Genomic DNA, 24,019 nt, shown 5'->3' with positions numbered 1-24,019 from the left:
TCTATTTTTATATTGAAAAAAAATTGATGAGAACATAAAAAAAGAGCTTAGCTGTATATTAATACAGTTAAGCTCTATCTAAAAGCCAAAGCGAGTAATTTGCTATAGAGCTAGAAGCGGATGAAAGGAAAATCTAGCAGCCCTTCTGCACCACTAGTAGAGTAACACCCAAATTGATTTTTACACTGACTATTCGGTAACCGCGAGCCCAACGCTTTGGCTGGGCGTCGATATAGCACTAGTTGCTCGGTAAGCACTTCCTCTATTGGCGGCGAAGTAATGGTAATCACTTCAGTTTCGCCTTTCGGCCATATCAAGCTACCTTCTTCATTTTTAGCCAAAGGTTGGTTAGCGAGTGCAGAGGAAAGGTCAGGGAGGCTTTCCGCAGTGATAGGCTGTGATGTCTGAATTAGCTCAATCACAGCTGGCATATCAGGATGATTGTCTCGATAAGATTTGGCTAGATAGCTGTCTGCTTTTATCAGATCGTGCAAACCAAAATCTTTACTCAGATAAGCAATACCCAGTAAAAAATTGGCATTCTTATAATTTTTTCTAGCAGCGGTTGCTAAATAGCGAACACCCTTATCTAAATCTTTAAGATTTGGGTCGCTAAGATAAACAAGACCCGCTTTATAGTGAGCAGCAATATCGCCCCCTTTTGCTGCTTTCTTGTAATAATGCAGCGCTTTTTTGGTATTTTTTTCAGTACCATACCCCGCTTGATAAAGCTGACCTAACAAGCTCATGGCACCGGCATGACCACGAGTGGCTGCCGCTTGATACTGCTTAAAGTACTCAATGCAAGTAGCCGTCTCGCATACGCTGAGCGAGTTAGCGTTAACGCTGATCGCGAATAAGTAGGCAATAGTTAAGGTGGATAAAGCGCCTTTTTTCATTCCAATATCCTTGTCGGTGGTATTTTAATAGCGATTACGGGAATCTCGACGATGTAAAGTTATGGCAAATACCTGTTTAGCGTGCAAGTCAGTTGTGGTCAGTCGCCACCCGATAGTGACTAATGGCATCCAATTGATCGGTGAAACGAACATGCCAGCCATAAAAAAGGCCGCAAATGCGACCTTTTCAAAGATGAGGTAATTTTTACTTACAGCGTTTTAATATCAATGCTGTTTTTCGCCATAGCGACTTTGCGCTCTCTTTCTTGGCGCTCTCTTTCTTGGCGCTTTTCACAAGGGTTATCGCAGTTACAGGCTTTGTCGATACCAAGCGTGCCTAAGCCACCACAACTGCCCGCTAGGGATTTCTGCTGAAAGATATAACCAACGGCCATACCCAGTGCAATAAGTAAAAACAAACCTAGGGTAATAAAAAATACTGTCATCATAATCCAAGCGAGCCCAAGCAAATACTGATTAATTTATCATGTGTGGCCATTTAGACCCGACTAACACACGATAATTTCAACTACGGCGCAAATTTTAACGCATTCCATCAAGCAAAACAAAATAGCGAGCTGATTTTTCATTCAATCATTCCAGCTAAGTGATTATCATCGCCCTAGCATTGGATAACATGAATTGAATATCAACTGACACTAATAGCAATTTAAGTAACTAACCTTACACCAGACATCTGCTATTTTAAGAATGGCATAAACTTCTTAGTGTTGATCTCTTCAAAACCTTTGTCGGTTTTGCTGATCATCATTACTGCCAAATCGTGCTGCTCAGCAAACGCTAAGCCTTTTTCTGGCCCCATCACCATAATTGCCGTCGATAAACCGTCTGCCGTCATTGAAGATGGATGAATCACAGTCACAGACACTAAACGATGATCAATCGGTTTGCCCGTTTGCGGGTCAATAATATGCGAGTAACGTTTGCCAGCCACTTCGATATAGTTACGGTAGTCACCAGAGGTGGCAACAGCATTGTCTTGCGGCACAATCACTTGGTGTACGCTACGCTCACTCGTAATAGGCTTTTCAACCGCGATATGCCATAAGGTGCCATTCGCTTTAAAGCCTTTAAGGCGCATTTCACCACCGATTTCCACTAAGTAGTTTTCAATGCCCTTGCCTTCAAGTAATTCAGCAATTACATCAACCCCCCAGCCTTTGGCAATGGTCGATAAATCTAAGTAAACATCGGCTTGGGTTTTGGCTAAGCCTTGCTCAGTCAACAACAATTTGTCTAAACCAATACGGGCAAATGCCGCGGCTTGTTCATCAGCAGATGGCACTTTTTCAGGCTTTAAATCAGGGCCAAAGCCCCATAAGTTAACCAATGGGCCGACTGTCACATTGAGCATGCCATCCGTTATTTCACCCAAGCGCAGCGCTTCGGTCACCACAGTTCTAAAACCTGTTGAGATTGCTGTTGGCTGATCCCCTTGGCTATTGTTGAACTGTGTGAGTTCAGAGTCTTGCTGGTAAGTCGACATCTGATTGTTCACTTCCACTAAGGCAGCATCTATGTCTTTCTGAAGAAGCGCCAGATCGTATTGTGCTTGCTTGGCCACAACTTTAATGTTGTAGGTTGTGCCCATCGTACGCCCTTGTAGATGGAATTCCTGATTGGCGTCTTGAGAAGGCGCAGGAAAACAGCCGATAAGTAACAAGGCCAAAAATGTCGTAATAAAAAGCTTGAGTTTCATGTTCTAAACCTTTAATCCGTTAACATAACAAGAATACAAAAAGAGCGGCTAATGCCGCTCTTTATCAGGTTGCTAGCTAGATCACTCGTTAGCGAACCTTGAAATATCGCTTAACCACCGAAGTCATCAAGTAGGATATTCTCATCTTCTACACCAAGATCTTTCAGCATGCCGATAACCGCTGCGTTCATCATTGGTGGACCACACATGTAGTACTCACAGTCTTCTGGTGCTTCATGATCACGCAAGTAGTTTTCATAAAGAACGTTGTGAATGAAGCCCGTCATACCATCCCAGTTATCTTCTGGTTGCGGATCTGATAGGGCAACATGCCAGTCAAAGTTTTCATTTTCAGCCGCTAAGCCGTTAAAGTCATCTTCATAGAACATTTCACGTAATGAACGTGCACCGTACCAGAAAGAGATCTTGCGCTTAGAGTTAAGACGCTTGAGCTGATCGAAAATGTGAGAGCGCATTGGCGCCATACCCGCACCACCACCGATAAATACCATCTCGTTGTCAGTGTCTTTCGCGAAGAATTCGCCGAATGGACCTGAGATAGTCACTTTATCGCCAGCTTTTAAGCTCCAAATAAACGATGACATTTTACCCGCAGGTAAAGATAGGTTATTAGGCGGCGGCGTAGCGATACGCACGTTCAACATAATAATACCTTCTTCTTCTGGGTAGTTCGCCATTGAGTAGGCACGAAGCGTGTCGGTATCAACTTTCGATTCGATATCGAAGAAGCCGAAACGCTCCCAGTCACCACGATATTCTTCTGGAATATCGAAGTCTTTGTATTTCACGTGATGCGCTGGTGCTTCAATTTGAATGTAACCACCGGCACGGAAAGGTACAGACTCACCATCAGGGATCGCTAGCTTAAGCTCCTTGATGAAGGTTGCTTTGTTGTCGTTAGAAACAACAGTACATTCCCACTGCTGAACACCGAAGATTTCTTCTTCAAGTTCAATGTCCATGTCTTGTTTAACCGCAACCTGACATGATAAACGACAGCCTTCTTTCGCTTCACGCTTAGTAATGTGACCTAATTCAGTGGGTAGAATATCGCCACCACCTGAGTGAACGTGTACACGACACTGGCCACAAGTACCACCGCCACCACACGCTGACGGTACGAAAATACCTTGGTCAGCTAATACGCCCAGAAGTTTGCCACCAGCACCTGCTGTTACCGCTTTTTCTGGGTCACCGTTAATTGAGATGGTTACATCGCCTGTTGATACTAACTTAGATTTGGCAAATAAAATTACCAAAACAAGTGCAACAACAATTGCTGTAAACATCGATACGCCGAGAATAATTTCCATCGACTTTTCCTTAGCACTTATCTTGAGAAGGATTAGCTAAACGCTTCACCTTCTGCATTAATCTTATTACAACGAAATACCACCGAAAGATAGAAAGCCGAAAGCCATCAATCCAGCGGTAATAAACGTAATACCCAAACCTTTAAGGCCATCTGGTACATCAGAGTACTTCATTTTCTCACGTAAGCCCGCAAGTAAAACAATCGCTAATGCCCAACCAATACCTGAACCGATACCGTAAACTACAGACTCACCTAAGGTTAGGTTCTTGGCAACCATAAAAGATACGGCACCAAAAATCGCACAGTTCACCGTAATCAATGGTAAGAAAATACCTAACGCGTTGTATAGCGGCGGGAAGTACTTGTCTAAGACCATCTCGAGGATTTGAACTAGGGCAGCAATTACACCGATAAAGGTAATGAACGATAGGAAGCTCAAGTCAACTGACTGTGTTGGGTCAGTAATACCTAGTACGCTGTCTAACGCACCTGGGGCTAGAATTGCTTGGTAGATGATTTGGTTAGCAGGTACTGCGATACCCAATACCACAACTACCGCAACACCAAGACCAATCGCTGTGCTTACCTTCTTTGATACCGCCAAGAAAGTACACATACCAAGGAAGAAAGATAACGCAATGTTCTCGATGAAAATTGTTTTAACTAAAAGTGATAAATAATGTTCCATCGTGCTTAGTCCTTCTCAACCTGCTCTGGTTTCCACTGGCGAATTGCCCAGATGATTAAACCAATAATGAAGAATGACGAGAATGGTAGTACTAATAAACCGTTCGCTTGGTACCAACCACCGTTTTGAATTAACGGTAGGATTTCAATACCAAATAACGTACCGAAACCCAATAATTCACGGAAGAAAGCCACGGTAATTAGGATAAAACCGTAACCTAAACCGTTACCGATACCATCCATAAAGCTCACGCCTGGCTTTTCTTTCATCGCGAAAGCTTCAGCACGGCCCATCACGATACAGTTAGTAATAATCAAACCAACGAATACCGAAAGTTCTTTCGATAATTGGTATGAGAATGCTTTTAGTACCTGATCAACCACGATTACCAATGACGCGATAATCGCCATTTGCACGATAATACGTACACTTGATGGAATGTGGTTACGGATAATAGAGATAAATAAGTTAGAAAATGCCGTTACGAAAACAACCGCTAAGGTCATTACTAACGCATTTGCCATTGAGCTAGTTACCGCTAACGCAGAACAAATACCTAATACCTGTAAGGCAATTGGGTTGTTGTCTACGATCGGGGTAGTTAATACCTTTTTAGCTTCAGAAGCCATTAGTTAAGCCCTCCGCGATTTTTCTTGATGTAAGGCAAGTAGCCTTCTTCACCAAACCAGAATTGCAGTGTGCGTGTTACGCCGTTACTGGTTAATGTCGCACCAGATAACGCATCAACACCGTGCATGTCGCCAGATTTAGCACCACCTTTTACAAGGTTCGCTTTAACAACATCACCTTCGCCGTAAATTTTCTTACCTGGCCACATAGCGATCCACTTAGGGTTCATTACTTCCGCACCTAGGCCCGGAGTTTCTTTGTGATCAGAGTAAATTACGTTTTTCACTGTGTTTAAGTCAGCTTCTAGACCAACGTAACCAAACATTAAGTCCCATAAACCAGAACCTACGATTGGTAGTACCACAGTTTCAACTTCACCAGCACCGTTACGCACTAAGTAAACAACTGCATCGTGTGAACGACGGTTGATACCTGCCATATCATTTTCAGGCTTGTCTGATTTTTGCGCATCACGAGAGTTACGACGCTCGTCAAATAACTCAGGGTTACCGTCAATATAGTCACCTGAGTCAAGGTCGATCATTTTCGCTTCCACGAATTGATCGAACGTGCTGTTCACTGAGCTCTTGTTCACTTTCTCCGGTAAAATACCAGCGGCTTCTAAGATCTTAGTTTGTTGATCAAGTGCTTTGTTATCGATTTGCTTTTGTTTTAAGCCAACCGCAGCTGTTGATACAACCGCTGCACAAACAATACATACCGCTAAAACGAAGCCGACCGTTTTGCCAAAAGTTTCTTTATTAGCTGACACGTGCGATCCTCCGTTTAACATTGGCTTGCACTACAAAGTAGTCAAATAATGGCGCGAATAAGTTAGCAAATAAAATCGCTAGCATCATACCTTCAGGGAACGCAGGGTTAACTACACGCACTAGTACAACCATGACGCCAACTAACGCACCGAACCAGTATTTACCCGTATTGGTAAATGACATAGTTACTGGGTCTGTTGCCATAAACATCATACCGAACGCGAAACCACCAACGACTAAGTGCCAGTACCAAGGCATTGCAAACATAGCATTAGTATCACTACCAATCATGTTAAATAGCGTTGCTGTTACCGCCATGCCTAGGAATACACTTAGTACGATACGCCATGAGGCAATACCTTTGTAAAGAATGTATGCACCACCCACTAAAATAGCGGCAGTAGACACTTCACCCATAGAGCCAGGAATAAAGCCCCAGAATGCGTCGAACCATGCTTGGTTCATGCTGTAGTCAATTGCGCCTACTTGTGCTGCTGCGCCTGCTGCTAAGTACGTTGCACCAGAGAAACCATCAACCGCAACCCATACCGAGTCACCAGAAATTTCCGCAGGGTAAGCGAAGAATAAGAAAGCACGACCCGCTAATGCTGGGTTTAAGAAGTTTTTACCTGTGCCACCGAAAATTTCTTTTGCGATAACCACACCAAAGGTAATACCGATAGCGACTTGCCACAATGGAATTGAAGCAGGCAAAATCAAGGCAAATAAAATTGAGGTAACGAAGAAACCTTCGTTCACTTCATGCTTGCGTACTGCTGCGAATAGCACTTCCCAGAAGCCACCGACAATAAAGGTTGTGGCATAAATGGGCAGGAAGAAACACGCGCCGTAAAGCATCATAGTAAACCAACCAGCGTTTGCTGTTAGTTCACCACCTAGCATTTGGAATAAACCAACCTGCCATGAATCAGGTAATGCATAACCTGCTTGTAGTGCATCAACGGCTTGGTAACCGATGTTGTACATACCAAAGAACATCGCAGGGAAAACCGCTAACCACACAGTGATCATAATGCGTTTTAAGTCGATGCTGTCACGAATGTGAGTTTTACCTTTGGTTACGTAACCTGGGGTAAATAAACCTGTAGCTACGGCTTCGTATAGAGCAAACCACTTCTCGTGTTTACCGCCTTTTTCAAAATGCGGCTCGATATCTTCAATAAACGTTTTTAAGCCCATGTCTAACCTTCCTTCTCAATCGTCGTCAGGCAGTCACGAAGTAATACGCCGTAATCTGTTTTACCAGGGCAAACAAATGTACATAACGCTAAATCTTCTTCGTCTAACTCTAGCGCACCTAACTGCTGTGCACTGTCAGTATCACCCGCGGCTAAATCGCGTAGTAATAAGGTCGGTAAAATATCTAATGGCATGACACGCTCATAGTTACCAATTGGCACCATGGCACGGCTTGAGCCATTAGTTGTGGTTGTCATGTTAAACAACTTACCTTTGAACAAATGCGACATGTAAGCGCGAGTAACCGAAAACTTGTTCGGGCCCGGGTACATGTAACCAATGAACTCTTTTTCACGGCCTTCAAGCAAAGCTACCACTTGGTTGTGGTAACGGCCTAAGTAACCGTGAACAGTTTTTGCTGTTTGACCTTGTAATAAAGAGCCAGACACTAAACGCACTTCACCGTCAGTGGTTTCACCAGCCGCTAACTCATTGATGTTAGCACCCAGTACAGTGCGCACTAAGCTAGGCTGTTTTGCCGCAGGGCCAGCAAAAGAAACAACGCGGTTGCTGTTCAGTTGACCTGTGGTGAATAACTGACCAAAAGCGATAACGTCTTGGTAGTTTAAGTGCCAAACAGATTTATCTGCACCAACAGGTTTTAAGAAGTGAATATGAGTACCAACAAGGCCAGCTGGGTGTTTACCGGCAAATTCAGTAACCACTTCGTTAGCATTGGTTGGAATATTGGCACTAGGTGCTTTTGAAACGAACACTTCACCCTCAGTTAAGCGGCTAAGTACCACTAAACCTTGTTTGAACGCTTCAGCTTGCTCGTTAATGATAACTTCTGGATTTGCCGCTAGTGGATTGGTATCCATCGCGCTAACGAAAATTGCTGCTGGTACAGCGTCAACCGCTGGGATTTTACTGTATGGGCGCGTACGTAAAGCGGTCCATAAACCTGAGTTGACTAGGTTGGCAACAACGTCTTCACGCGCAATTGACGCAAGTTCATTAGCGGAGTAGCTGTTGAAGGTTTCTTGCTCGTCGCCATTATTCTCTTCATTGAGAGTAATAACAACGGATTGCAAAACACGCTTCTCGCCACGGTTAATCTCGGTAACAACACCGGCTGCTTGAGCTGTGAATTTAACGCCAGGGTTCTTTTTATCTTCAAAAAGTACCTGACCTTTTTTAACACGGTCGCCTACTTTGACGTGCATAGTAGGGCGCATGCCCACAAACTCTTCACCCAATGTTGCAACGGTTTTGATGGACGGACCATCATGGATTACTTGCTGGGGAGCACCCTGTACAGGAACATCCAGACCTTTTTTGATTGTAATCATAAACACTTGCACTACTTTGACGGGAGTATAAAAACCAACTAACAATAATCTTGCTAAGCACGCTTATCGTTAAATGATTTCAGTGTATTTCAGTGGTTTCAAAGTCTTTGTCTCAACTACCTAGCAAAAATCAACGGATTATAAGTAGATAATTTCAACAAAAGTTATTAGCCACCAGACTTAAGTTAAAAATTTCAGCGGCGAATTTTAGCACGAAAAAAGAGTATTATGCTATCCGCGCTCGTCACTTTTCGTAACAAATATACGTAAACCAATGCCAACTCAGGTTAAATATCAACCAAGATATTTAAATGTGCGCCAACAAAAAAGCCAGCGTGTAAAAACGCTGGCTTTTTCAGGTAGTTGAAATATGGACAATTAACTCAAATGGTTAATCTCTACCAGTGGGCTAACGTCGGCATCGTAATCAACACCGTCCACGCCAAAACCGAACAGTTTCAAAAACTCTTGATGATAACCATTGTAATCAGTTAGTTCATCAATCGTCTCAGTTTGCACTTGATCCCAAATGGCTTGCACGCGATCTTGTACGCTATCTTCCAGCTCTTTGTAATTCTGGCTTAATCGCCCGGCTTCATCTAAACGCGGCGCGTCACCAAATAGGTTTTCACGGAATAAGTCTTGAATTTGCTCAATACAACCTTGGTAAGTGCCATCAGCCTTCATCACTTTAAACATCGCAGAGATATAGAGCGGCATGATTGGAATCGCTGAGCTTGCTTGGGTAACCACAGCATTTAACGAGGTCACGTAAGCTTGGCCATTGAGGCTAGCCGTTGAAACATTAATCGCTTTAGCGGCGCGATCTAAATCTTCTTTCGCTTTACCGATAGTCGCATGACCGTAAATTGGCCAGGTAAGTTTTTTGCCAATATAAGTGTAAGCCGTGGTTTTAAAGCCATCCGCCAACACACCGGCATCACCTAGCGCTTTGATCCACAGCTCCCAATCAGCACCGCCCATCACATCGATAGTGCCTTGAATTTCAGCGTCATTGGCTTGCTCAACGGTCACTTCATCAATAACGCGCTTTGAGGTATTCAAGTTTTTCGTGGTCACGGTTTCACCAATGGGCTTTAACGTTGACGAGTAAACTTCGCCCGTATCAGGATCCGTGCGGCGTGGTGATGCCAGCGAGTAAATCACTAAATCAACTTGCCCTAACTCTTCCTCAATGGACTCAATCGTTTTGGCTTTAATTTCATGAGAAAACGCATCGCCATTGATGTTTTTCGACCATAAACCCGCTTCGTCTGCGGCTTTTTGGAACGCTGCTGTATTGTACCAGCCGGCACTGGCGGTTTTCTTTTCTGTGGGTGGCTTTTCAAAAAACACACCAAGTGTTTTCGCCTGATTACCAAATGCCGCGGTAATGCGTGACGCTAAGCCGTAACCTGTTGATGCACCAATAACGAGTACGTTTTTTGGCTTTTGTGTTGCTTGTGTTTGACTTTTTACGTAGGCAATTTGCTCTTCAACGTGAGCCGCACAGCCTGTAGGGTGGGCATTTGTACAAATAAAGCCTCGGATTTTCGGTTGAATAACCATAAGAAACCTTTGTTAACCTTGTTCTGATCATTATTTTTAAAATTGCTGCTTAGTGTACCTGTCTTTGACGTCAAAGAGGTACGAGCAGCAATTTGGGACGAATATTCTATCGCTGATGCGTTGTCGATAACGCGCTATCGATTATTTAAATAAGCCTTGAGCGTCGTGTCGTGGTAGTGGCGAATTGATTTCATAAACGCACTGTAAGATTGCCACACTCGGGCAAAGTCTTCGTCAGCAGCAACCTGTTCGTTAATCACTTCATCAGTGTGCGCCTTTAAACCCGCCAAGACGGAATCAGGTAAGGTGCGCAGTTGAACATTGTGTTTTTCGATCAAGGTTTGCAGCGCTGCGTTATTGCGTGCGTTGTACTCATCGAGCGTATCTTCATTGACGGCGCGCGCTGCCACTTCAATAATTTTCTGCAAATCTTTTGGCAAACTGGCATAGGCTTTTTCATTGATCAAAAACTCTAAGCCTGTACCCGGCTCATGCCAAATAGACGAATAGTAGTAATCCGCCGCTTGGTAAAAACCAAACGCTAAATCATTGTATGGGCCAACCCATTCAGTGGCGTCAATGGCACCGCTTTGCAATGATGAAAAGATCTCGCCCCCTGTCAGTGTTATTGGAATGGCACCGGCGCGTTTTAACACTTCACCGCCAAGACCTGGAATGCGCATTTTCAAGCCTGCTAAGTCTGCCATTGAATTGATTTCTTTTTTAAACCAGCCGGCAAACTGGGCACCCGAGTTGCCGCCCGCCATCGGAATAATGCCAAATGGCTTGTACAATTCTTGCCAAAGTTCTAAACCACCGCCGTGGTGTAACCAAGCGTTTAATTCGGTTGCTGTCATGCCAAACGGAATGGCACCGAAAATCGGTGACGCGGGAATTTTACCTTTCCAGTAATAAGAGCCGGAATGCCCCATTTGCACTGTGCCCTGCGAGACAGTATCAAAGACTTCAAAACCCGGCACTAATTCGCCAGCACCGTATACTTGAATCGTTAAACGGCCGGCACTCATCTCACCAACGAGTTTGGCAAATTTTTCTGGTGCCACACCCAAGCCAGGAAAGTTCTTAGGCCAAGATGTCACTAGCTTCCATTGATAAGTTTGCATTTTTTTTGCAGCCACAGCTGGCGACGGAGTCTGACTTTCTTGTTTGCCACAGCCCGTCAAAACGGTAACGGCTAACAGACTCGACATGACAATAGAGAGAATGCGTTGCATGTTTTTATCCTTGTTGTAATCTTTGTTGTAGTTGTTTTTAACGCTTTTGTAATTATGACGCTAGCCGTAAACGAGTTTAGGCAACCAAGTCACTAAAGTCGGCCAAATCGCCAGAATAATCAGTAACAATAATTGAATGGCGATAAACGGAATAACCCCGCGATAAATATCCGCAGTTTTGACTACTTTATCGGCAACACCACGCAAATAAAATAAGGCAAAGCCAAAAGGCGGCGTTAAAAAGGAAGTTTGCAGGTTAATAGCAATCATAATGCCGAGCCAAATGGGATCTAACCCCATCATCAATAACACTGGCGCGACGATTGGAATAACAACAAAGGTAATTTCAATAAAGTCGAGAATAAAGCCCAGTAAAAAAATCACCAACATCACGATTAGCGTTGCGCCAAGCACGCCACCCGGCATTTGTTGGAAAAAGCCATGTACCAGTTCTTCACCGCCAAAGCCGCGAAATACGAGCGAAAATAAGCTAGCACCAATTAAAATTAAAAACACCATAGCGGTGATTTTTACGGTGCTGTCCATCACCGCGGTTAAGTTTACTTTGCTCAACTGGCCTTGAATAAGCGCCAGCAACAAAGCGCCCATCGCACCGACTCCAGCGGCTTCAGTTGGGGTTGCATAGCCAAATAAAATAGACCCCAATACAGCAACAATCAGCAACAAGGGGGGCAACAATGCACTAAGCACGATACTGGCCAATGACTGCTGTTGATCGAGTTCAGCAATATCCTCTCTCGCCACTTTAGGGGCTGCTTTCGGCTTAAACAGTGCCACCGCCAAACAATACCCTATGTACAAAGCAACAAGTAATAGGCCAGGTACCACAGCACCGGCAAACAACTCCCCTACTGAGACCGTTTCAGGATTAAAAATCCCCATTTTTAACTGCGCTTGTTGATAGGCGCTAGATAAAACATCCCCCAATAACACCAGAGCGATTGATGGTGGAATAATTTGCCCTAGCGTGCCGGTGGCGCAAATGATCCCTGTTGAAAATTTAGGGTCGTAACCGCGTTTTAGCATGGTTGGCAGTGACAACAATCCCATAGTGACCACGGTTGCCCCAACAATCCCGGTGCTGGCCGCTAACAGCATCCCTACTAACGTGACGGCGATAGCTAAGCCTCCGTGAAAGCGCCCCATGAGCAGCGACATTGCCGTTAATAAATTTTCCGCTATTTTGGCGCGCTCTAGCATCGCCCCCATAAACACAAACAGTGGCACGGCAAGCAGCGTTTGATTGTTAATAACGCCGTAAAGACGGCTCGGCAAAGCATTGAGAAACAGCGGTTCAAACACTCCGGTTGCGACACCAATGCCAGCGAAAATAAGTGCAACGCCAGCCAAGGTCAAAGCCACTGGATAACCGATGAGCAAGATTACGCAGACGAGCAAGAACATCAAAAGCGGCATCAAGGTCATCATAATGTCGCCTCCTCTTCGCGTTGATTCTCACCCTGTTCACCTCGGTCATCATCACTGGCTAGCAGAATATTGATATTGCGTAAGCACTCGGCGATACCTTGCAAGCCAAGCGTAATCGCAAATAACCAAAGGTAGGTTTTACTCAGATAAACAAACGGCAGGCCACCCGCCTCAGACGATTTTTCAGCAATACGCCACGACGTAAGCACATAGTCATAAGAAGCAACAAACACGAAAATAACCACAGGAAGTAACAGTACGAGCGTACCAACGAGATTGACGAGGGCTTTTTGTTTGGCGCTGTAATTTTGATAAAAAATGTCTACTCTTACATGTCCGTCGGCTTTAAGCGTGTATGCTGCACCTAACATAAAAACCAGACCGTGAAGATAAAGCACCGACTCTTGCATCGCGATCCAGCCAATATTGAAACCGTAACGCAATACCACGATTGCAAATGTCAGTAAGACCATGAACAAAGTGAGCCAGCGAATAACCGCACCAACCCCCTCGGTGATGCGATCAATCAAGGCCAAAAATACCGCGCTGCCCTTCATCTGCCCTGCTTACTCCCCATCTATTGTTTGGATTTCTATTATTGTTGGTAGAGCTAGTAATATCAGAAACCCGTTAGAAAACAAATGTAAAAATACCTAACCAAGCTGAATAAACAGCTGGTTAGGCAGAGATTGGCTGACGGTAAATTACTATGTGGGTGATTGAGCTATCGCAATATCAAGCACGCGGCTTATCCTGTTGTGGCTACTCTTAATGCCGCTTAGGTATTGGCTCATGTGAGTAGGTTTTATTGAATATATAACGATCAAACCATTCCAGCTCTTTGTTAATCTTGAACAGTCGATTTTTCGGCTTGCGAAAACCATGTGGTTCTCCCTTTGCGATATAAAGCTCGGTATCGACACCGTTATCGCGCAGACCACGAAAGAGCAATTTTGACTGTGTCGAAGGCACTCTAACATCTTTTTCCCCAACAAAAATTAACGTCGGAGTTTTAACCTTCCACAGCTCATTGACTACTGAATTTTGGCGATATGTCGCAATTGGCGCATTTTGCTCCCATGGTTTACCACCAAACCACCAAGTTCGCATATAGGCAGCATCAGTTTCACCATACATAGACAGCCAATCAACGGCGCCTGCGCCAGACGAGGCGACTTTGAACCTATCAGTAAAGGTGATCATTTTGTTCGTCATATGACCACCGGCACTCCACCCCATTTTAACGAGCTTTTCGGGGGCTGCTAGCCCCTCTTCAATGAGGAAATCGACGCCAGACAAGACATCTAAATGGGCATTCCTAAAGTACCCACCAACCATATCGCGAAGAAATTCATCGCCGTACCCTGTGCTACCACGATGGTTAACCATTAAGATGCCATAGCCATGAGCGGCTAATACTGGCAGGTAGTCTGAAGTACTCCATAATCCAAATTGATCTGAGCTGCGAGGGCCACCATGCGTTTGTACAACCAACGGGAAAGCATTGCCCGCACGGTAATTCAGGGGAAACGTCAGCAACCCTTCTATGCTTTGGCCATCATGGCTAGACCAACTGATTTTTTTCTGCTCGGGAAGCAGAAATTGCTGCGCAATATTTTGGTAATGGCCAGTTAGGCGCTTTAATTTCACACTTGGTTGAACATCAGCGAAGCTATGTTCACGGCTTGCTAATTGCCAAAAATCCCCCGGCTCTGTCGCACTTCGTTTTTCAATAATGTGGCGGTCAAGTGACGGTTGATAAAACCAATCATCAATCGTCCAATCACCAAAAGTCAGCTGAGTGATCTCATTAGTGCTCATATTGACCTGATGTAAATGGCTACTTACCCCAATATTGGCAACGAAGAGTACATGGTTAGCGGTCGCAGCCCACTCAATATCTTCAATTTCACCGATAAAGTTTTGGCTCAACAACCTAGTCGTTTGCTGCTCAACATCCAACACAAATAACTTGCTGTTGTGATATTGCTCCTGCTGATCATTCACCGTGGCCGTGTAGATAACGAGTTTACCGTCAGCGGATAAGCGGCCATTGCGTTCAAAATAATGGTTATACGTTAAACGTCGTTCACTTTTATCTGCGAGATTCAATAACCAAAGCTCAGCTTGATGACGCTGATCCAAGAGTTTTCCTGGCGCTTTACTCAGTAGTACGGTTTGGCTGTCATTCGCTAACTGGTAGTAAACAATCGAGCGGTTAGCTTGTGTCAGCTGTTCGACCTTGCCCGATGCTAGGCTTATGCGCCAGAGCGCATATTTATCGTTTGGATCTTCAAATGCCTTAATAATGGCCTTGTTTTTTCGCGCTTTTTGCTGCTCTTTAGAGAGTGACGGTTGTGCGGTGAAATACAGGTGTTGACCATCAGGAGACCAGGTTAGATTATTAGGGCTAACCTCAAGCTTACTTAGCGGATAAGCCTCGCCACCATCAAGGTGCATAACGTAAAGTTGGCGGCTTTTGTCCTTGTCGCGGCGCGTGAAAAAAGCGATTTGCTGATCGTCCGGAGACAGCACTAAATTACTCACCGAGTTTCGGCCAAACGTTAATTGGCGGCTCTTTCCTGTCGCTTCTTGATAGCGCCATACTTGATTCACCCAGCGATTGCCACGCCAATCGAGTTGGCTTTTTAAATAGACTAAGCTTTGGCCATCACGAGTTAATCGCGCACTGCGCACTTTACTCAACTCAAGCACATCTGCAATCGTCATGGCTTTGGCTGAAGTTTTGGTTGGCGAAAGCGATGCGCGCATACTCTGTTCTGGGGCTGCAATGAGCGCTGGTACGGGCGGCTCTGAAGTGGTGCTAACCTTGGCAGCACAAGCCGTAAAAAAGACTGACCATAACACTATGATTAGCACATGAAACTTACACATAATTTGCTACTCAATTAGTTTTCTAACGGGGTTAACCGTCAGCAGGCTGACTGTTAACCAAAAGGAAGATTGGGCAATGAGAAAAAATAGATGCCTAAATTAAATTGGCAAGCTGGCTAGCGCATGCTAGCCAGCAATGTTTTAGAAGGTTAAGTTGACACGGGCGTAACCATAACGTCCGCGATAGCCAAAGGCGTCGGCAACATTATGTGAACCACCAGCCTCAGTATCACCCGTTGGTAAGAACGGCCCTTCATTGTCAAAGACATTATTTAGACCAACCGAGAAGCGGGCTTTAACATCGTTGAACTGATGGGTATATGACAGCGTAAAGTTGTGGAAGAACTCTTCATCAATATCGAGAAATAGTGGTTTTTCCGGCGCAATAGCACCTGGGTCGCTAGCCAGAGCTTCTTGGTGATCAGCAATCGCTTCTTCGTAAGCACCTTTGAGTTCGTTACTATCAAAACTAGAGCCGTAGTAAATGGTACGCCAGCTAACACGCCAGTCATCGTAACGCCAAGTCAGACTTAAACGACCTCGATCTTCAAACTTCTCGTTTACTAGCTCGCCTTTTTGATCATCAATAATTTGGCCATCCAAACCATCAGAGGTCAACACATGCTTGATCAAGTGGGTGTGTAAGTAACGTACTTCCAACTCCCCAGGTAACCCAAGGCCATCTAGCTCAAACTCGTAATTAACTTGATAATCGACACCGCTGCTTTCTAACGAATTCAAATTGAATTGACGCTGAATGATATTCGTTAGCTGACCATCTTCGGCATTTCTGCTGATATCCTGACAAAAGGGGTTATCTGCCCCAAAACTGTCACTGTCATAACACTGACGCAAAATATCAGAGTTCGAGTAGGCATCAATCACATCCGTGATTTCGACGTTGTAATAGTCTGCTGCGAAACTAAACCCTTCGATGTATGACGGCTGCCACACAAAGCCAATAGTGCGCGTATCCGCTTCTTCTTCTTTGAGGTTTAAATTACCCGCATTCGGCGAAGAGTGGCTACCACTGTCTTCTTCATACACGCCAAGCTCGGCGATGGTTGCTGCAATTCCTGAAACAGAACGGCAATTATCGGCGATACGGCCTGTTGTACTGGCATCAATACCATCACAAATATCCGTAAACGAATCCACGTCACCGCGCGGTGGTGAAAATAGCTCGGTTAAATCTGGTGCGCGCAACGCGCGTTGAAATGACGTACGAATATTAAGTTCTTCAATCGGCTGCCATTGTAGGCCAGCACCAAAACTGACGACAGTGCCAATATTGTTAATACTGTAGTCAGCAACACGAACCGATAAATCTGAACTGAGGAATTCAACCGCCGTTAAGCCTTCCAGCAACGGGATTGACACTTCGGCAAAGACTTCGGTGACGTTGTAGTCCCCGTCAAACGCTGGCACATGGCCTGATGAATGACCACCACGCTGATTTAAGTCATCCGGATTAAGCTCCATCTGATCTTTGCGGTATTCAAAGCCAAATGCTGCACCAACAGTACCTGCTGGTACTTCAAACAGATCTCCCGCCATATAACCTTGCACCGTAAACTGCTCGACAATTGCCTCTTGGGCAAGGTTGGCGCGGATGTAATCTGCCGCTTCTGGGGTTATTGAGCCACGTCCAAATAAATTGACGGGTACGCAGCCATTAGCACGTGCATCAGCGTCTGCACACTGAATGGTACCATCAGCCAGCTGTTCTGCATTTAAACCATTGCGCAAGTTAACAATATCAATTTCGTTAAAGCGCACCTGCTCTTGCTTATAGCGGCCGTAACCAACCGAGGTTTCCCAATCCCACTGCCCGTCGAAAACAGTACCGCTGAGCCCAGTCCAAAAACGAGTGGTTTGACGCTCATTTTCGGTAAGCTGGCGGCCAACCTCAACGAATCGACGATCCCAGCGAATACCGCGACTGGATTCAGCATCAATAATCACTTGTGGCGCAAATGGATTGTCTAACGAAATACGACCAGCATCAAAGTCTGTGGCGGCAAAAGTGACAGGGTCGATTAGTGGGTGGTTATCGTTATAGTCATCCCCTTCTGGTTCACGCTGGTTATTCGTATCAATATCCGAGTGAATTAAGGTTGCAAACGCTTTAATGTCTTCGGTGAGTTGATAACTGCCTTTAAGGGCTAAATTTAGGCGGTCACGAGCACCGTCTAAATCGTCCTCGATACGAAAATCATAACCGTCGCGATCGCCCTCAAAGTCTTCGCGCAAGCCATTTTCGTCATACCAAAAATTACTACCGTCAAAGCGGCCACCATCGGGATCTGAGCTTAGGCTACCGTATTGATCCGGGGTGATATCGCCAACCGGTATACGATCACCTAACATATTAACAAAGGTATTTACCCCATCGTCATATTGATAGTCCGCCTGGATCAGTGAACGAGGTACATTGCGCGCGCGAATGGCAGTTTCTTTGTCGTAATTGAGCGAAGCGAAAACATAACCTTTATCATTGGCGAAACTACCACCCCAACTGATGTCAAAGGTATAGTCTTCATTCGATAAACTATTACTGCGCCCTGCTCTGGCATCAACTTCAAAACCTTCCTGGTTGTTTTCCGTAATGATGTTAACCACACCTGCAACCGCATCAGAGCCATAAACGGCAGATGCCCCACCAGTAATCACTTCTACTTTGTCAACGAAGCTCGATGGAATTGTGCCTAAACTCACCCGGTTGCCATTAGCACTGTTTGAGACAGTGCGACGGCCATCAATAAGTACTAAGGTTCGGTTGTCGCCCAGGCCGCGTAAATTAGCAGTATTCAAACCAGAATTTTGAAGACTCGTCGTGGATGTAGACGAGCTGATGCCGGCAACTGCCGATGGCACTTCAAACAATACGTCGGCGATATCGTTGCTGCCAATAACATCTATATCCTCTTTATTTAACCCAACCAGAGGCATTGGCATGGCAAACTCATAGCGTTTGATCCGCGAGCCGGTAATTTGAATTTTTTCTATTTCTTTTTCAGCGGCTTGTTGTTGAGACTCTGACTGTTGTGCAAACGCGCTTGGTAAGCTAGTAAAGGTAATGAGTGGCGTTAGTATCGCTGCGGTAAGAGTACTTAGCTTGAATTTTGCTTCCATCTTGTTATTTCCCAGGTGTAGTAATCGTTATTATTAACGCTAGCTGAGTCCTGATAACAGCCCGCACAATTAACTCAAGGTTGAGTTTTTTCAGCGGTTTAATTACAGGAATCTTTATTTGAAGGTTTGTTAGGTAAATTTTCCCAGCATAAATAGCGCTCAATCTTTTTATAGAGAAAACAGAATGTTAAAAAAAGAATGGACAGCTCGTTTTTTTCACCTTTTAATATCTATTTAATCTCTATTTACTTATTTTTACTAGGCTTTACGCCATCTTATGACAATAACAAGCAGTACATCATTTAAGATCGGTTGTTACACCGTTATTCCCGAAGATCACAGCGTTCAGATCGAGCACGGTGATATTGAATTACTGCAGCCCAAGTTTATTGAAGTACTCGCCTATTTAGCCCAAAACTATCCGAACCTAGTAAGCCGCGATGAGTTGATTGAGAATATTTGGGGTGGCAATAGTTATGTTGGTGAAAAAGCACTGACCAACGCCATCTGGCACATTCGACAAAAGCTTCACCAAAATGGTGATGAATTTATCCAAACCGTACGCAAAGGTGGTTATCGATTAGTACACCAGCCTCACTACCTAAGCAAGGAACAACTCGTCGGCGTTAAATCATCACAGTTAAGCGAGCAGTTAACAGAGCCATTCAGTGAATCTCGAAGTGAGCAGGCTGAAAGCGAGGGGGCAAATCATCACCATGCTTCAATTGACCATGGTGTTAAACAACTGGGTTGGCGGCTAACCACGTTAGCACTTGTTATCGTTATCGCTCTGTCTTGGTCGTATACATACTGGCATAGCAGGCCATCAGCAGTTCCCCAAATCACTGCCCTGACATCACTACCGGGGCGGGCGATTTATCCGGCAACGTCACCTGATGGCAGGTACCTGGTTTATTACTGGAAACAAGCGAATCGCGCCCCTGATTTATACCTTAAAGATCTCTCACAGCCGAGCTTGGCACCAGAGCAACTTACTTTCGACACCGATAGAGAATCAAAACCCGTTTGGGGCAAGTTGGGTAAGGTTATCTACTTTGTCCAAAAATCATGGCAAAAGGATCGCTGCCACATTGTGAAACTCGATCTGCAAACTAAGGGGCAAACCAAGCTAGCCTCCTGCAAACCGCAAGTAAACGGAGCCCTCTCCATTTCAAATAACGGCCAGTTATTAGCCTTTAATGGTATTGATCCCGATAACGCAGACGTCGGTATTTACTTACTTGATCTAACGACAGAAAACGCAAGGCCAGAGCGGATTTCATGTCGCACTGACTGTGAATATTCAGATCGGGATGCTGTTTTCTCGCCAGATGATCGCCTGCTTGCCTTTACAAGGCGTGCTCAGCCCTATGAAGAAGATATCTTTTTATTCGATCGTATCAATAAGCAAGCCGAGCGACTCACTACAGGCCAAACAGACATCCACGGTATGGCCTGGCATCCATCAGGCCAGCACATTGTCTACAGCGCCGAAATTGCCAACCAACGAGATGGCTATGCTATTGATATAAAAACGAAAGAAGTCAGCAAACTAAATGTACCCGGTTTTAGCTTTCCGTCATTTATCTCGAACTCTAGTCGCGTTGTCTATCACGATTGGCAGCTAAACAGCTTTATTGGCAGTTTATCGTTGGCTGAACAGGTACTTTCTGTTCCCTTTCCAATTTTACAGTCTCGGTTTAACTACAAAGATGTCGACTTTTCTGAGCAACGTCAGCAAATTACCTATGTTTCCAATGAATCGGGACATAATGAAATATGGCTTGCCGAGGGCGACGGCACTAACCGCAAACAATTGACCAACCTCGCCAAGAATGTGTCGGTTCCTCGGTGGTCGCACCAAGGCGATAAAATTGCCTTTTTAGTACGTGATAAAGCCAGTGCGCGTAATGCCATTTATGTTATTGATATCAAAACCAAACAAGTTAATCGGATTAGTAGTCGATTGACTAGCTTTGGCACGCCTAGCTGGATGCTAGACGATCGCAGTTTATTAGTTGAAGCTTTCGATGAGGCAAGTGAGCAGGCAAAGCTCTATCAAATGACACTCGACGGCCAAGCAAAAGTGCTAATTGAAGTCGAGGCTAGCTATGCTGTGCAAAGTTTAGCTGATGATATTTGGTACAGCGTAGATGACCAAGGCCTTTATCGTTTGAGCATTAAAGACAGTGCAAATCAGATCGCGTCAAGCCTTGAAACCGAGCAGGCTGAGTTAATGATTTCGGCCGAACAACTAGCCAGTGATTACAGTTGGCTCGTCAATGGCGACAGTATTTACTACTTGCAAAACTTTGCCAACCATCAAGAAGTAGTGCTACTTGATCTCATCAGCAATAGAAAACAAACACTGTTAAAGATGCCGCTGCGCACGGTAAATCGCAATACACCACTTAGTATCAATCAGCGCCAGAAACAATTAATTTTTAGCCAAAGCCAATCAATAAATGTTGATATAAAAATGTTGGAGCATCCCCTGCTAAACCAATACGAATAAAAGGCTCTTAGCTAATCGGCCTATGCGCTATCAGCAGGGGAAAAAAGATTAGCGTTTGCTACCACCGAGGCAGGCAGGTGAAAGAGGGATGTTATCGGCGTAGTAGTCTTGCCACTCTTTTTCTGTGTATGTGTGCAATGCCAAGGCGTGAATGTGCTCTGACAGCTCTGTTGCTAACACTTGATTAATCGCACGATGACGCTTGATCAGGCGTTCACCTTCAAAATTTTTAGAAACAATAATCACTTTAAAGTGTGATTCACTACCAGGCGCGACATTGTGCTGATGGCTTTCATTGACCACATCTAAGTGTAAAGGAGAGAAGGCTGAAAGCAGTTTTTGCTCGATAGATGTTGCTATATTCATATATTTTCCCTTAATGGACTACACAGGTACTGATTTTATTGGTTGTTACCTCGCTATTCATCTCACGTTTCACCTCTCTATTTGCTTGGGTGATCGACAACACATTTCTATTAAGTTTAGTTTGTCGCGCCCTAAGTGCCAGCATTTTGGCAATTAGCACAAGGTAAATGGCATTAACTCGCTAGCAGCTAAGGTAATTTAGTTGGCGATTGTTGCACCTGTAACTATTGCTCGTTAATCCCCTACCACGAAACGGTTAAGGCATGACAATGTGCCGAAACGTGAGGTTAATGCGCGGCGATTTTACGCGCTTTGTTTTGGCGATACAATGCTGCCAATAGTGCTGAGTTTCGCCTGCCATCAACAATAAACTGCCACTATTGAGTGGCACAGTCAGCTTTTCATTTTGCACTTTGTGCTTGAGTTGAAAGTCGCGTTTTGCCCCCAACGACACAGAAGCGATCACCGGGTTTAGCCCTAGCTCAGGTTCATCATCACTGTGCCAACTCACGCTGTCATTACCATCGCGGTACAAGTTCGCTAAGCAGCTATTAAACTGGCAACCGCTATAATGCTCAACGGCTTGTTTAACTTCATATAAACTTTGTGTCCATGGCAGTGCTTGCAGTGTTAGCCCTGAGTATGTGTAAGCTTGTTGGCTATCACCGTACCACGCCTGTAAACGCGGAATGGCTACTGCTCGGCCGTAAACAAAAATAGTGTCTTGGCGCCACGCAAGCTCTTGAGATAAGCACTCAAACAGCTGCTCAGCCTGCATCATGCCTAAAAAGCTGGGTTCAAATGTCAGCTTGGCATTGGGTGCGGTGATGTTAATATGTTTTTCCCCTGTGCTATTTCTACACGACCTGCACAGCAAGCGCGTTTCATGAAAAGCCAAGCAGAGTCGCAGGAATTTTTCTTGGCTGATAGCTGATGAATTTGCGACAATACCCGCAATATTGACCGATAATTACATTTAGAGCATTTGATGGCGCTTAGCAGCACGATACTTGCCCCCAACTCTTGCTCTAACTAGTGCCCCGACTATGATGCAAAGCCCATTTATTTTTGACGAGCAGCCACTGCGCTTATCTCGCTTTCCACTTAAACAAGTTAACCGCAGCTTACAGGCTTGGGATGCGACCGATGAGTACTTGCTATCTCATTGCCAACAAGACCTGTTGACATCCCCCAAGCGCGTGTTGGTTTTTAATGACAGCTTTGGCGCACTCGCCGCTAACTTGTCACACCACCAAGTGTTTAGTGTCAGTGATTCTTACCTAGCTCACCAAGGCTGTCGACACAATTTAGATGAAAACGAGTTAAACACTGAAAATGTTCACTTACTCACTTCATTAGATGAACTGCCGCCAAAAGTCGATGTAATTCTATATCGCATTCCCAAAAGCAATGCGTTATTAAGCTATCAACTGAGTTTAATTGCCAATACCTACTCTGCCAATGCTGATCAAACAGGCGACAGCGAGAAGGTAACCTTTATCGCTGGTGCCAGAGCAAAAGATATTCACACCTCGACCCTTAAACTGTTTGAAAAGTACTTGGGCACCACTAGCACATCGCTGGCAAAGAAAAAATCGCGCTTGGTGTTTTCACAACTTGAGCACACGCATAAAACATTAGCGCATCAAGATTGTGTTTGGCCACTGATTTTCGAGCAGTCAGCACCTTCGGCTCATAATGTCTCTGATCATAACTTTTCTATTCACAACTTAGCTGGTGTATTCTCTCGCGACAGTTTAGACATTGGCGCACGCTTTTTACTGGAACATTTACCAGCGTTAAAACCGGGTCAGCGAGCGATTGATCTGGGCTGTGGTAACGGCGTATTGGGGCTTTCATTACTGGCCAAGCAACCAAGCGCAACGCTGGTGTTTAAAGATGAATCCTTTATGGCCGTTGCCAGTGCCGAGCAAAATATTCGCGAGAATTTACCAACGGCGCATAAGCAATGCCACTTCAGCGCTGATGATTGTCTAACGTTAGAGGCCAGCAACAGCGCTGATATCATCGTCTGTAACCCGCCGTTTCATCAACAACACGCCACTACCGATCATATTGCATGGCAAATGTTCAACGATGCCAAACGCGTGTTGAAGCCTGGCGGCGAACTGCGCATTATTGGTAATCGTCAATTGGGTTATCACGTCAAGCTACAACGCGTGTTTAGCAACTGTAAAACCATTGCCAGTAATAAAAAGTTTGTCGTGTTATCAAGTATTAAACGTTAAGGAGCTAA

General features: G+C 44.8%; 19 protein-coding genes. 2 read left to right on the top strand and 17 right to left on the bottom strand.

Annotated elements, in window-relative coordinates; translation table 11 throughout:
* Positions 1–110 precede the first annotated feature (110 nt).
* The 15 genes from DXX93_RS03400 to DXX93_RS03330 form a co-directional block, all read right to left on the bottom strand.
* Positions 111–899 carry a tetratricopeptide repeat protein gene (locus DXX93_RS03400; RefSeq protein ID WP_116006820.1) on the bottom strand — a complete coding sequence of 263 codons (789 nt, stop codon included), beginning with the start codon at positions 897–899 and terminating at the stop codon, positions 111–113.
* A gap of 209 nt (positions 900–1,108) precedes the next feature.
* Positions 1,109–1,345, bottom strand: a complete 237-nt coding sequence (gene nqrM, locus DXX93_RS03395) for a (Na+)-NQR maturation NqrM (RefSeq protein WP_116009820.1) — start codon at positions 1,343–1,345, stop codon at positions 1,109–1,111.
* A 254-nt stretch (positions 1,346–1,599) separates the two neighbouring features.
* On the bottom strand, positions 1,600–2,619 hold the full coding sequence (locus DXX93_RS03390) for an FAD:protein FMN transferase (RefSeq protein WP_116006819.1): 1,020 nt from the start codon (positions 2,617–2,619) through the stop codon (positions 1,600–1,602).
* A gap of 110 nt (positions 2,620–2,729) precedes the next feature.
* Complete coding sequence (nqrF, locus tag DXX93_RS03385) at positions 2,730–3,953, bottom strand: NADH:ubiquinone reductase (Na(+)-transporting) subunit F (RefSeq protein ID WP_115999136.1); 1,224 nt, start codon at positions 3,951–3,953, stop codon at positions 2,730–2,732.
* A 66-nt stretch (positions 3,954–4,019) separates the two neighbouring features.
* Positions 4,020–4,643, bottom strand: a complete 624-nt coding sequence (gene nqrE / locus DXX93_RS03380; RefSeq protein ID WP_116006818.1) for an NADH:ubiquinone reductase (Na(+)-transporting) subunit E — start codon at positions 4,641–4,643, stop codon at positions 4,020–4,022.
* 5 nt (positions 4,644–4,648) lie between these two features.
* Positions 4,649–5,272, bottom strand: a complete 624-nt coding sequence (locus DXX93_RS03375; protein ID WP_115999134.1) for an NADH:ubiquinone reductase (Na(+)-transporting) subunit D — start codon at positions 5,270–5,272, stop codon at positions 4,649–4,651.
* Positions 5,272–6,045, bottom strand: a complete 774-nt coding sequence (locus DXX93_RS03370) for a Na(+)-translocating NADH-quinone reductase subunit C (RefSeq protein ID WP_116006817.1) — start codon at positions 6,043–6,045, stop codon at positions 5,272–5,274. Before DXX93_RS03370 ends, DXX93_RS03375 begins: the two co-directional genes overlap by 1 nt.
* Positions 6,035–7,246 (bottom strand): NADH:ubiquinone reductase (Na(+)-transporting) subunit B, encoded by a 1,212-nt coding sequence (locus DXX93_RS03365; RefSeq protein WP_116006816.1) that lies wholly within the window; start codon positions 7,244–7,246, stop codon positions 6,035–6,037. Before DXX93_RS03365 ends, DXX93_RS03370 begins: the two co-directional genes overlap by 11 nt.
* A 2-nt stretch (positions 7,247–7,248) precedes the next feature.
* Entirely contained in the window at positions 7,249–8,598 is a 1,350-nt protein-coding gene (locus tag DXX93_RS03360) for a Na(+)-translocating NADH-quinone reductase subunit A (RefSeq protein WP_116009819.1), read from the bottom strand.
* A 378-nt stretch (positions 8,599–8,976) separates the two neighbouring features.
* Positions 8,977–10,167: an enoyl-ACP reductase FabV gene (gene fabV / locus DXX93_RS03355; protein WP_116006815.1), complete on the bottom strand. Its 1,191-nt coding sequence runs from the start codon at positions 10,165–10,167 to the stop codon at positions 8,977–8,979.
* A gap of 134 nt (positions 10,168–10,301) precedes the next feature.
* On the bottom strand, positions 10,302–11,402 hold the full coding sequence (locus DXX93_RS03350) for a TRAP transporter substrate-binding protein (protein WP_116006814.1): 1,101 nt from the start codon (positions 11,400–11,402) through the stop codon (positions 10,302–10,304).
* Positions 11,403–11,462: 60 nt separating this feature from the next.
* The gene (locus DXX93_RS03345) at positions 11,463–12,848 is read right to left on the bottom strand and encodes a TRAP transporter large permease (protein WP_220347593.1); all 1,386 of its coding nucleotides are present in this window, start codon (positions 12,846–12,848) and stop codon (positions 11,463–11,465) included.
* The gene (locus DXX93_RS03340) at positions 12,848–13,408 is read right to left on the bottom strand and encodes a TRAP transporter small permease subunit (protein WP_116006812.1); all 561 of its coding nucleotides are present in this window, start codon (positions 13,406–13,408) and stop codon (positions 12,848–12,850) included. The genes DXX93_RS03345 and DXX93_RS03340 overlap by 1 nt, the downstream gene beginning before the upstream one ends.
* 211 nt (positions 13,409–13,619) lie before the next feature.
* Positions 13,620–15,746 (bottom strand): S9 family peptidase, encoded by a 2,127-nt coding sequence (locus DXX93_RS03335; RefSeq protein WP_116006811.1) that lies wholly within the window; start codon positions 15,744–15,746, stop codon positions 13,620–13,622.
* Positions 15,747–15,887: 141 nt separating this feature from the next.
* Positions 15,888–18,881: a TonB-dependent receptor plug domain-containing protein gene (locus DXX93_RS03330; protein ID WP_116006810.1), complete on the bottom strand. Its 2,994-nt coding sequence runs from the start codon at positions 18,879–18,881 to the stop codon at positions 15,888–15,890.
* Positions 18,882–19,158: 277 nt separating this feature from the next.
* Between DXX93_RS03330 and DXX93_RS03325 the strand changes: the two genes are divergently transcribed.
* Entirely contained in the window at positions 19,159–21,396 is a 2,238-nt protein-coding gene (locus DXX93_RS03325; RefSeq protein WP_116006809.1) for a winged helix-turn-helix domain-containing protein, read from the top strand.
* A 48-nt stretch (positions 21,397–21,444) separates the two neighbouring features.
* Here the strand turns inward: DXX93_RS03325 and bolA are convergent, their stop codons facing one another.
* On the bottom strand, positions 21,445–21,762 hold the full coding sequence (bolA, locus tag DXX93_RS03320) for a transcriptional regulator BolA (protein WP_116006808.1): 318 nt from the start codon (positions 21,760–21,762) through the stop codon (positions 21,445–21,447).
* Positions 21,763–22,018: 256 nt separating this feature from the next.
* On the bottom strand, positions 22,019–22,639 hold the full coding sequence (locus DXX93_RS03315; protein WP_258872575.1) for an alpha-ketoglutarate-dependent dioxygenase AlkB family protein: 621 nt from the start codon (positions 22,637–22,639) through the stop codon (positions 22,019–22,021).
* Between the two features lie 169 nt (positions 22,640–22,808).
* Between DXX93_RS03315 and DXX93_RS03310 the strand changes: the two genes are divergently transcribed.
* Complete coding sequence (locus DXX93_RS03310; protein WP_441351373.1) at positions 22,809–24,011, top strand: methyltransferase; 1,203 nt, start codon at positions 22,809–22,811, stop codon at positions 24,009–24,011.
* The last annotated feature ends 8 nt before the right edge of the window (positions 24,012–24,019 follow it).

Origin of the sequence: Thalassotalea euphylliae, assembly GCF_003390335.1 — a bacterium.
In the GTDB taxonomy this organism is placed as follows: domain Bacteria; phylum Pseudomonadota; class Gammaproteobacteria; order Enterobacterales; family Alteromonadaceae; genus Thalassotalea_F; species Thalassotalea_F euphylliae_B.
This window is presented reverse-complemented; position numbering and strand designations above follow the sequence as displayed.

What these genes read in the sequence shown, in the direction of transcription:
- DXX93_RS03390 (WP_116006819.1), bottom strand. Translation starts at nt 2,619, where the DNA reads ATGAAACTCAAGCTTTTTATTACGACATTTTTGGCCTTGTTACTTATC.
- DXX93_RS03310 (WP_441351373.1), top strand. Translation starts at nt 22,809, where the DNA reads ATGATGCAAAGCCCATTTATTTTTGACGAGCAGCCACTGCGCTTATCT.
- DXX93_RS03400 (WP_116006820.1), bottom strand. Translation starts at nt 899, where the DNA reads ATGAAAAAAGGCGCTTTATCCACCTTAACTATTGCCTACTTATTCGCG.
- nqrM (WP_116009820.1), bottom strand. Translation starts at nt 1,345, where the DNA reads ATGACAGTATTTTTTATTACCCTAGGTTTGTTTTTACTTATTGCACTG.
- DXX93_RS03330 (WP_116006810.1), bottom strand. Translation starts at nt 18,881, where the DNA reads ATGGAAGCAAAATTCAAGCTAAGTACTCTTACCGCAGCGATACTAACG.
- DXX93_RS03350 (WP_116006814.1), bottom strand. Translation starts at nt 11,402, where the DNA reads ATGCAACGCATTCTCTCTATTGTCATGTCGAGTCTGTTAGCCGTTACC.
- DXX93_RS03340 (WP_116006812.1), bottom strand. Translation starts at nt 13,408, where the DNA reads ATGAAGGGCAGCGCGGTATTTTTGGCCTTGATTGATCGCATCACCGAG.
- DXX93_RS03325 (WP_116006809.1), top strand. Translation starts at nt 19,159, where the DNA reads ATGACAATAACAAGCAGTACATCATTTAAGATCGGTTGTTACACCGTT.
- DXX93_RS03360 (WP_116009819.1), bottom strand. Translation starts at nt 8,598, where the DNA reads ATGATTACAATCAAAAAAGGTCTGGATGTTCCTGTACAGGGTGCTCCC.
- nqrF (WP_115999136.1), bottom strand. Translation starts at nt 3,953, where the DNA reads ATGGAAATTATTCTCGGCGTATCGATGTTTACAGCAATTGTTGTTGCA.
- bolA (WP_116006808.1), bottom strand. Translation starts at nt 21,762, where the DNA reads ATGAATATAGCAACATCTATCGAGCAAAAACTGCTTTCAGCCTTCTCT.
- DXX93_RS03335 (WP_116006811.1), bottom strand. Translation starts at nt 15,746, where the DNA reads ATGTGTAAGTTTCATGTGCTAATCATAGTGTTATGGTCAGTCTTTTTT.
- DXX93_RS03375 (WP_115999134.1), bottom strand. Translation starts at nt 5,272, where the DNA reads ATGGCTTCTGAAGCTAAAAAGGTATTAACTACCCCGATCGTAGACAAC.
- DXX93_RS03365 (WP_116006816.1), bottom strand. Translation starts at nt 7,246, where the DNA reads ATGGGCTTAAAAACGTTTATTGAAGATATCGAGCCGCATTTTGAAAAA.
- DXX93_RS03345 (WP_220347593.1), bottom strand. Translation starts at nt 12,848, where the DNA reads ATGACCTTGATGCCGCTTTTGATGTTCTTGCTCGTCTGCGTAATCTTG.
- nqrE (WP_116006818.1), bottom strand. Translation starts at nt 4,643, where the DNA reads ATGGAACATTATTTATCACTTTTAGTTAAAACAATTTTCATCGAGAAC.
- fabV (WP_116006815.1), bottom strand. Translation starts at nt 10,167, where the DNA reads ATGGTTATTCAACCGAAAATCCGAGGCTTTATTTGTACAAATGCCCAC.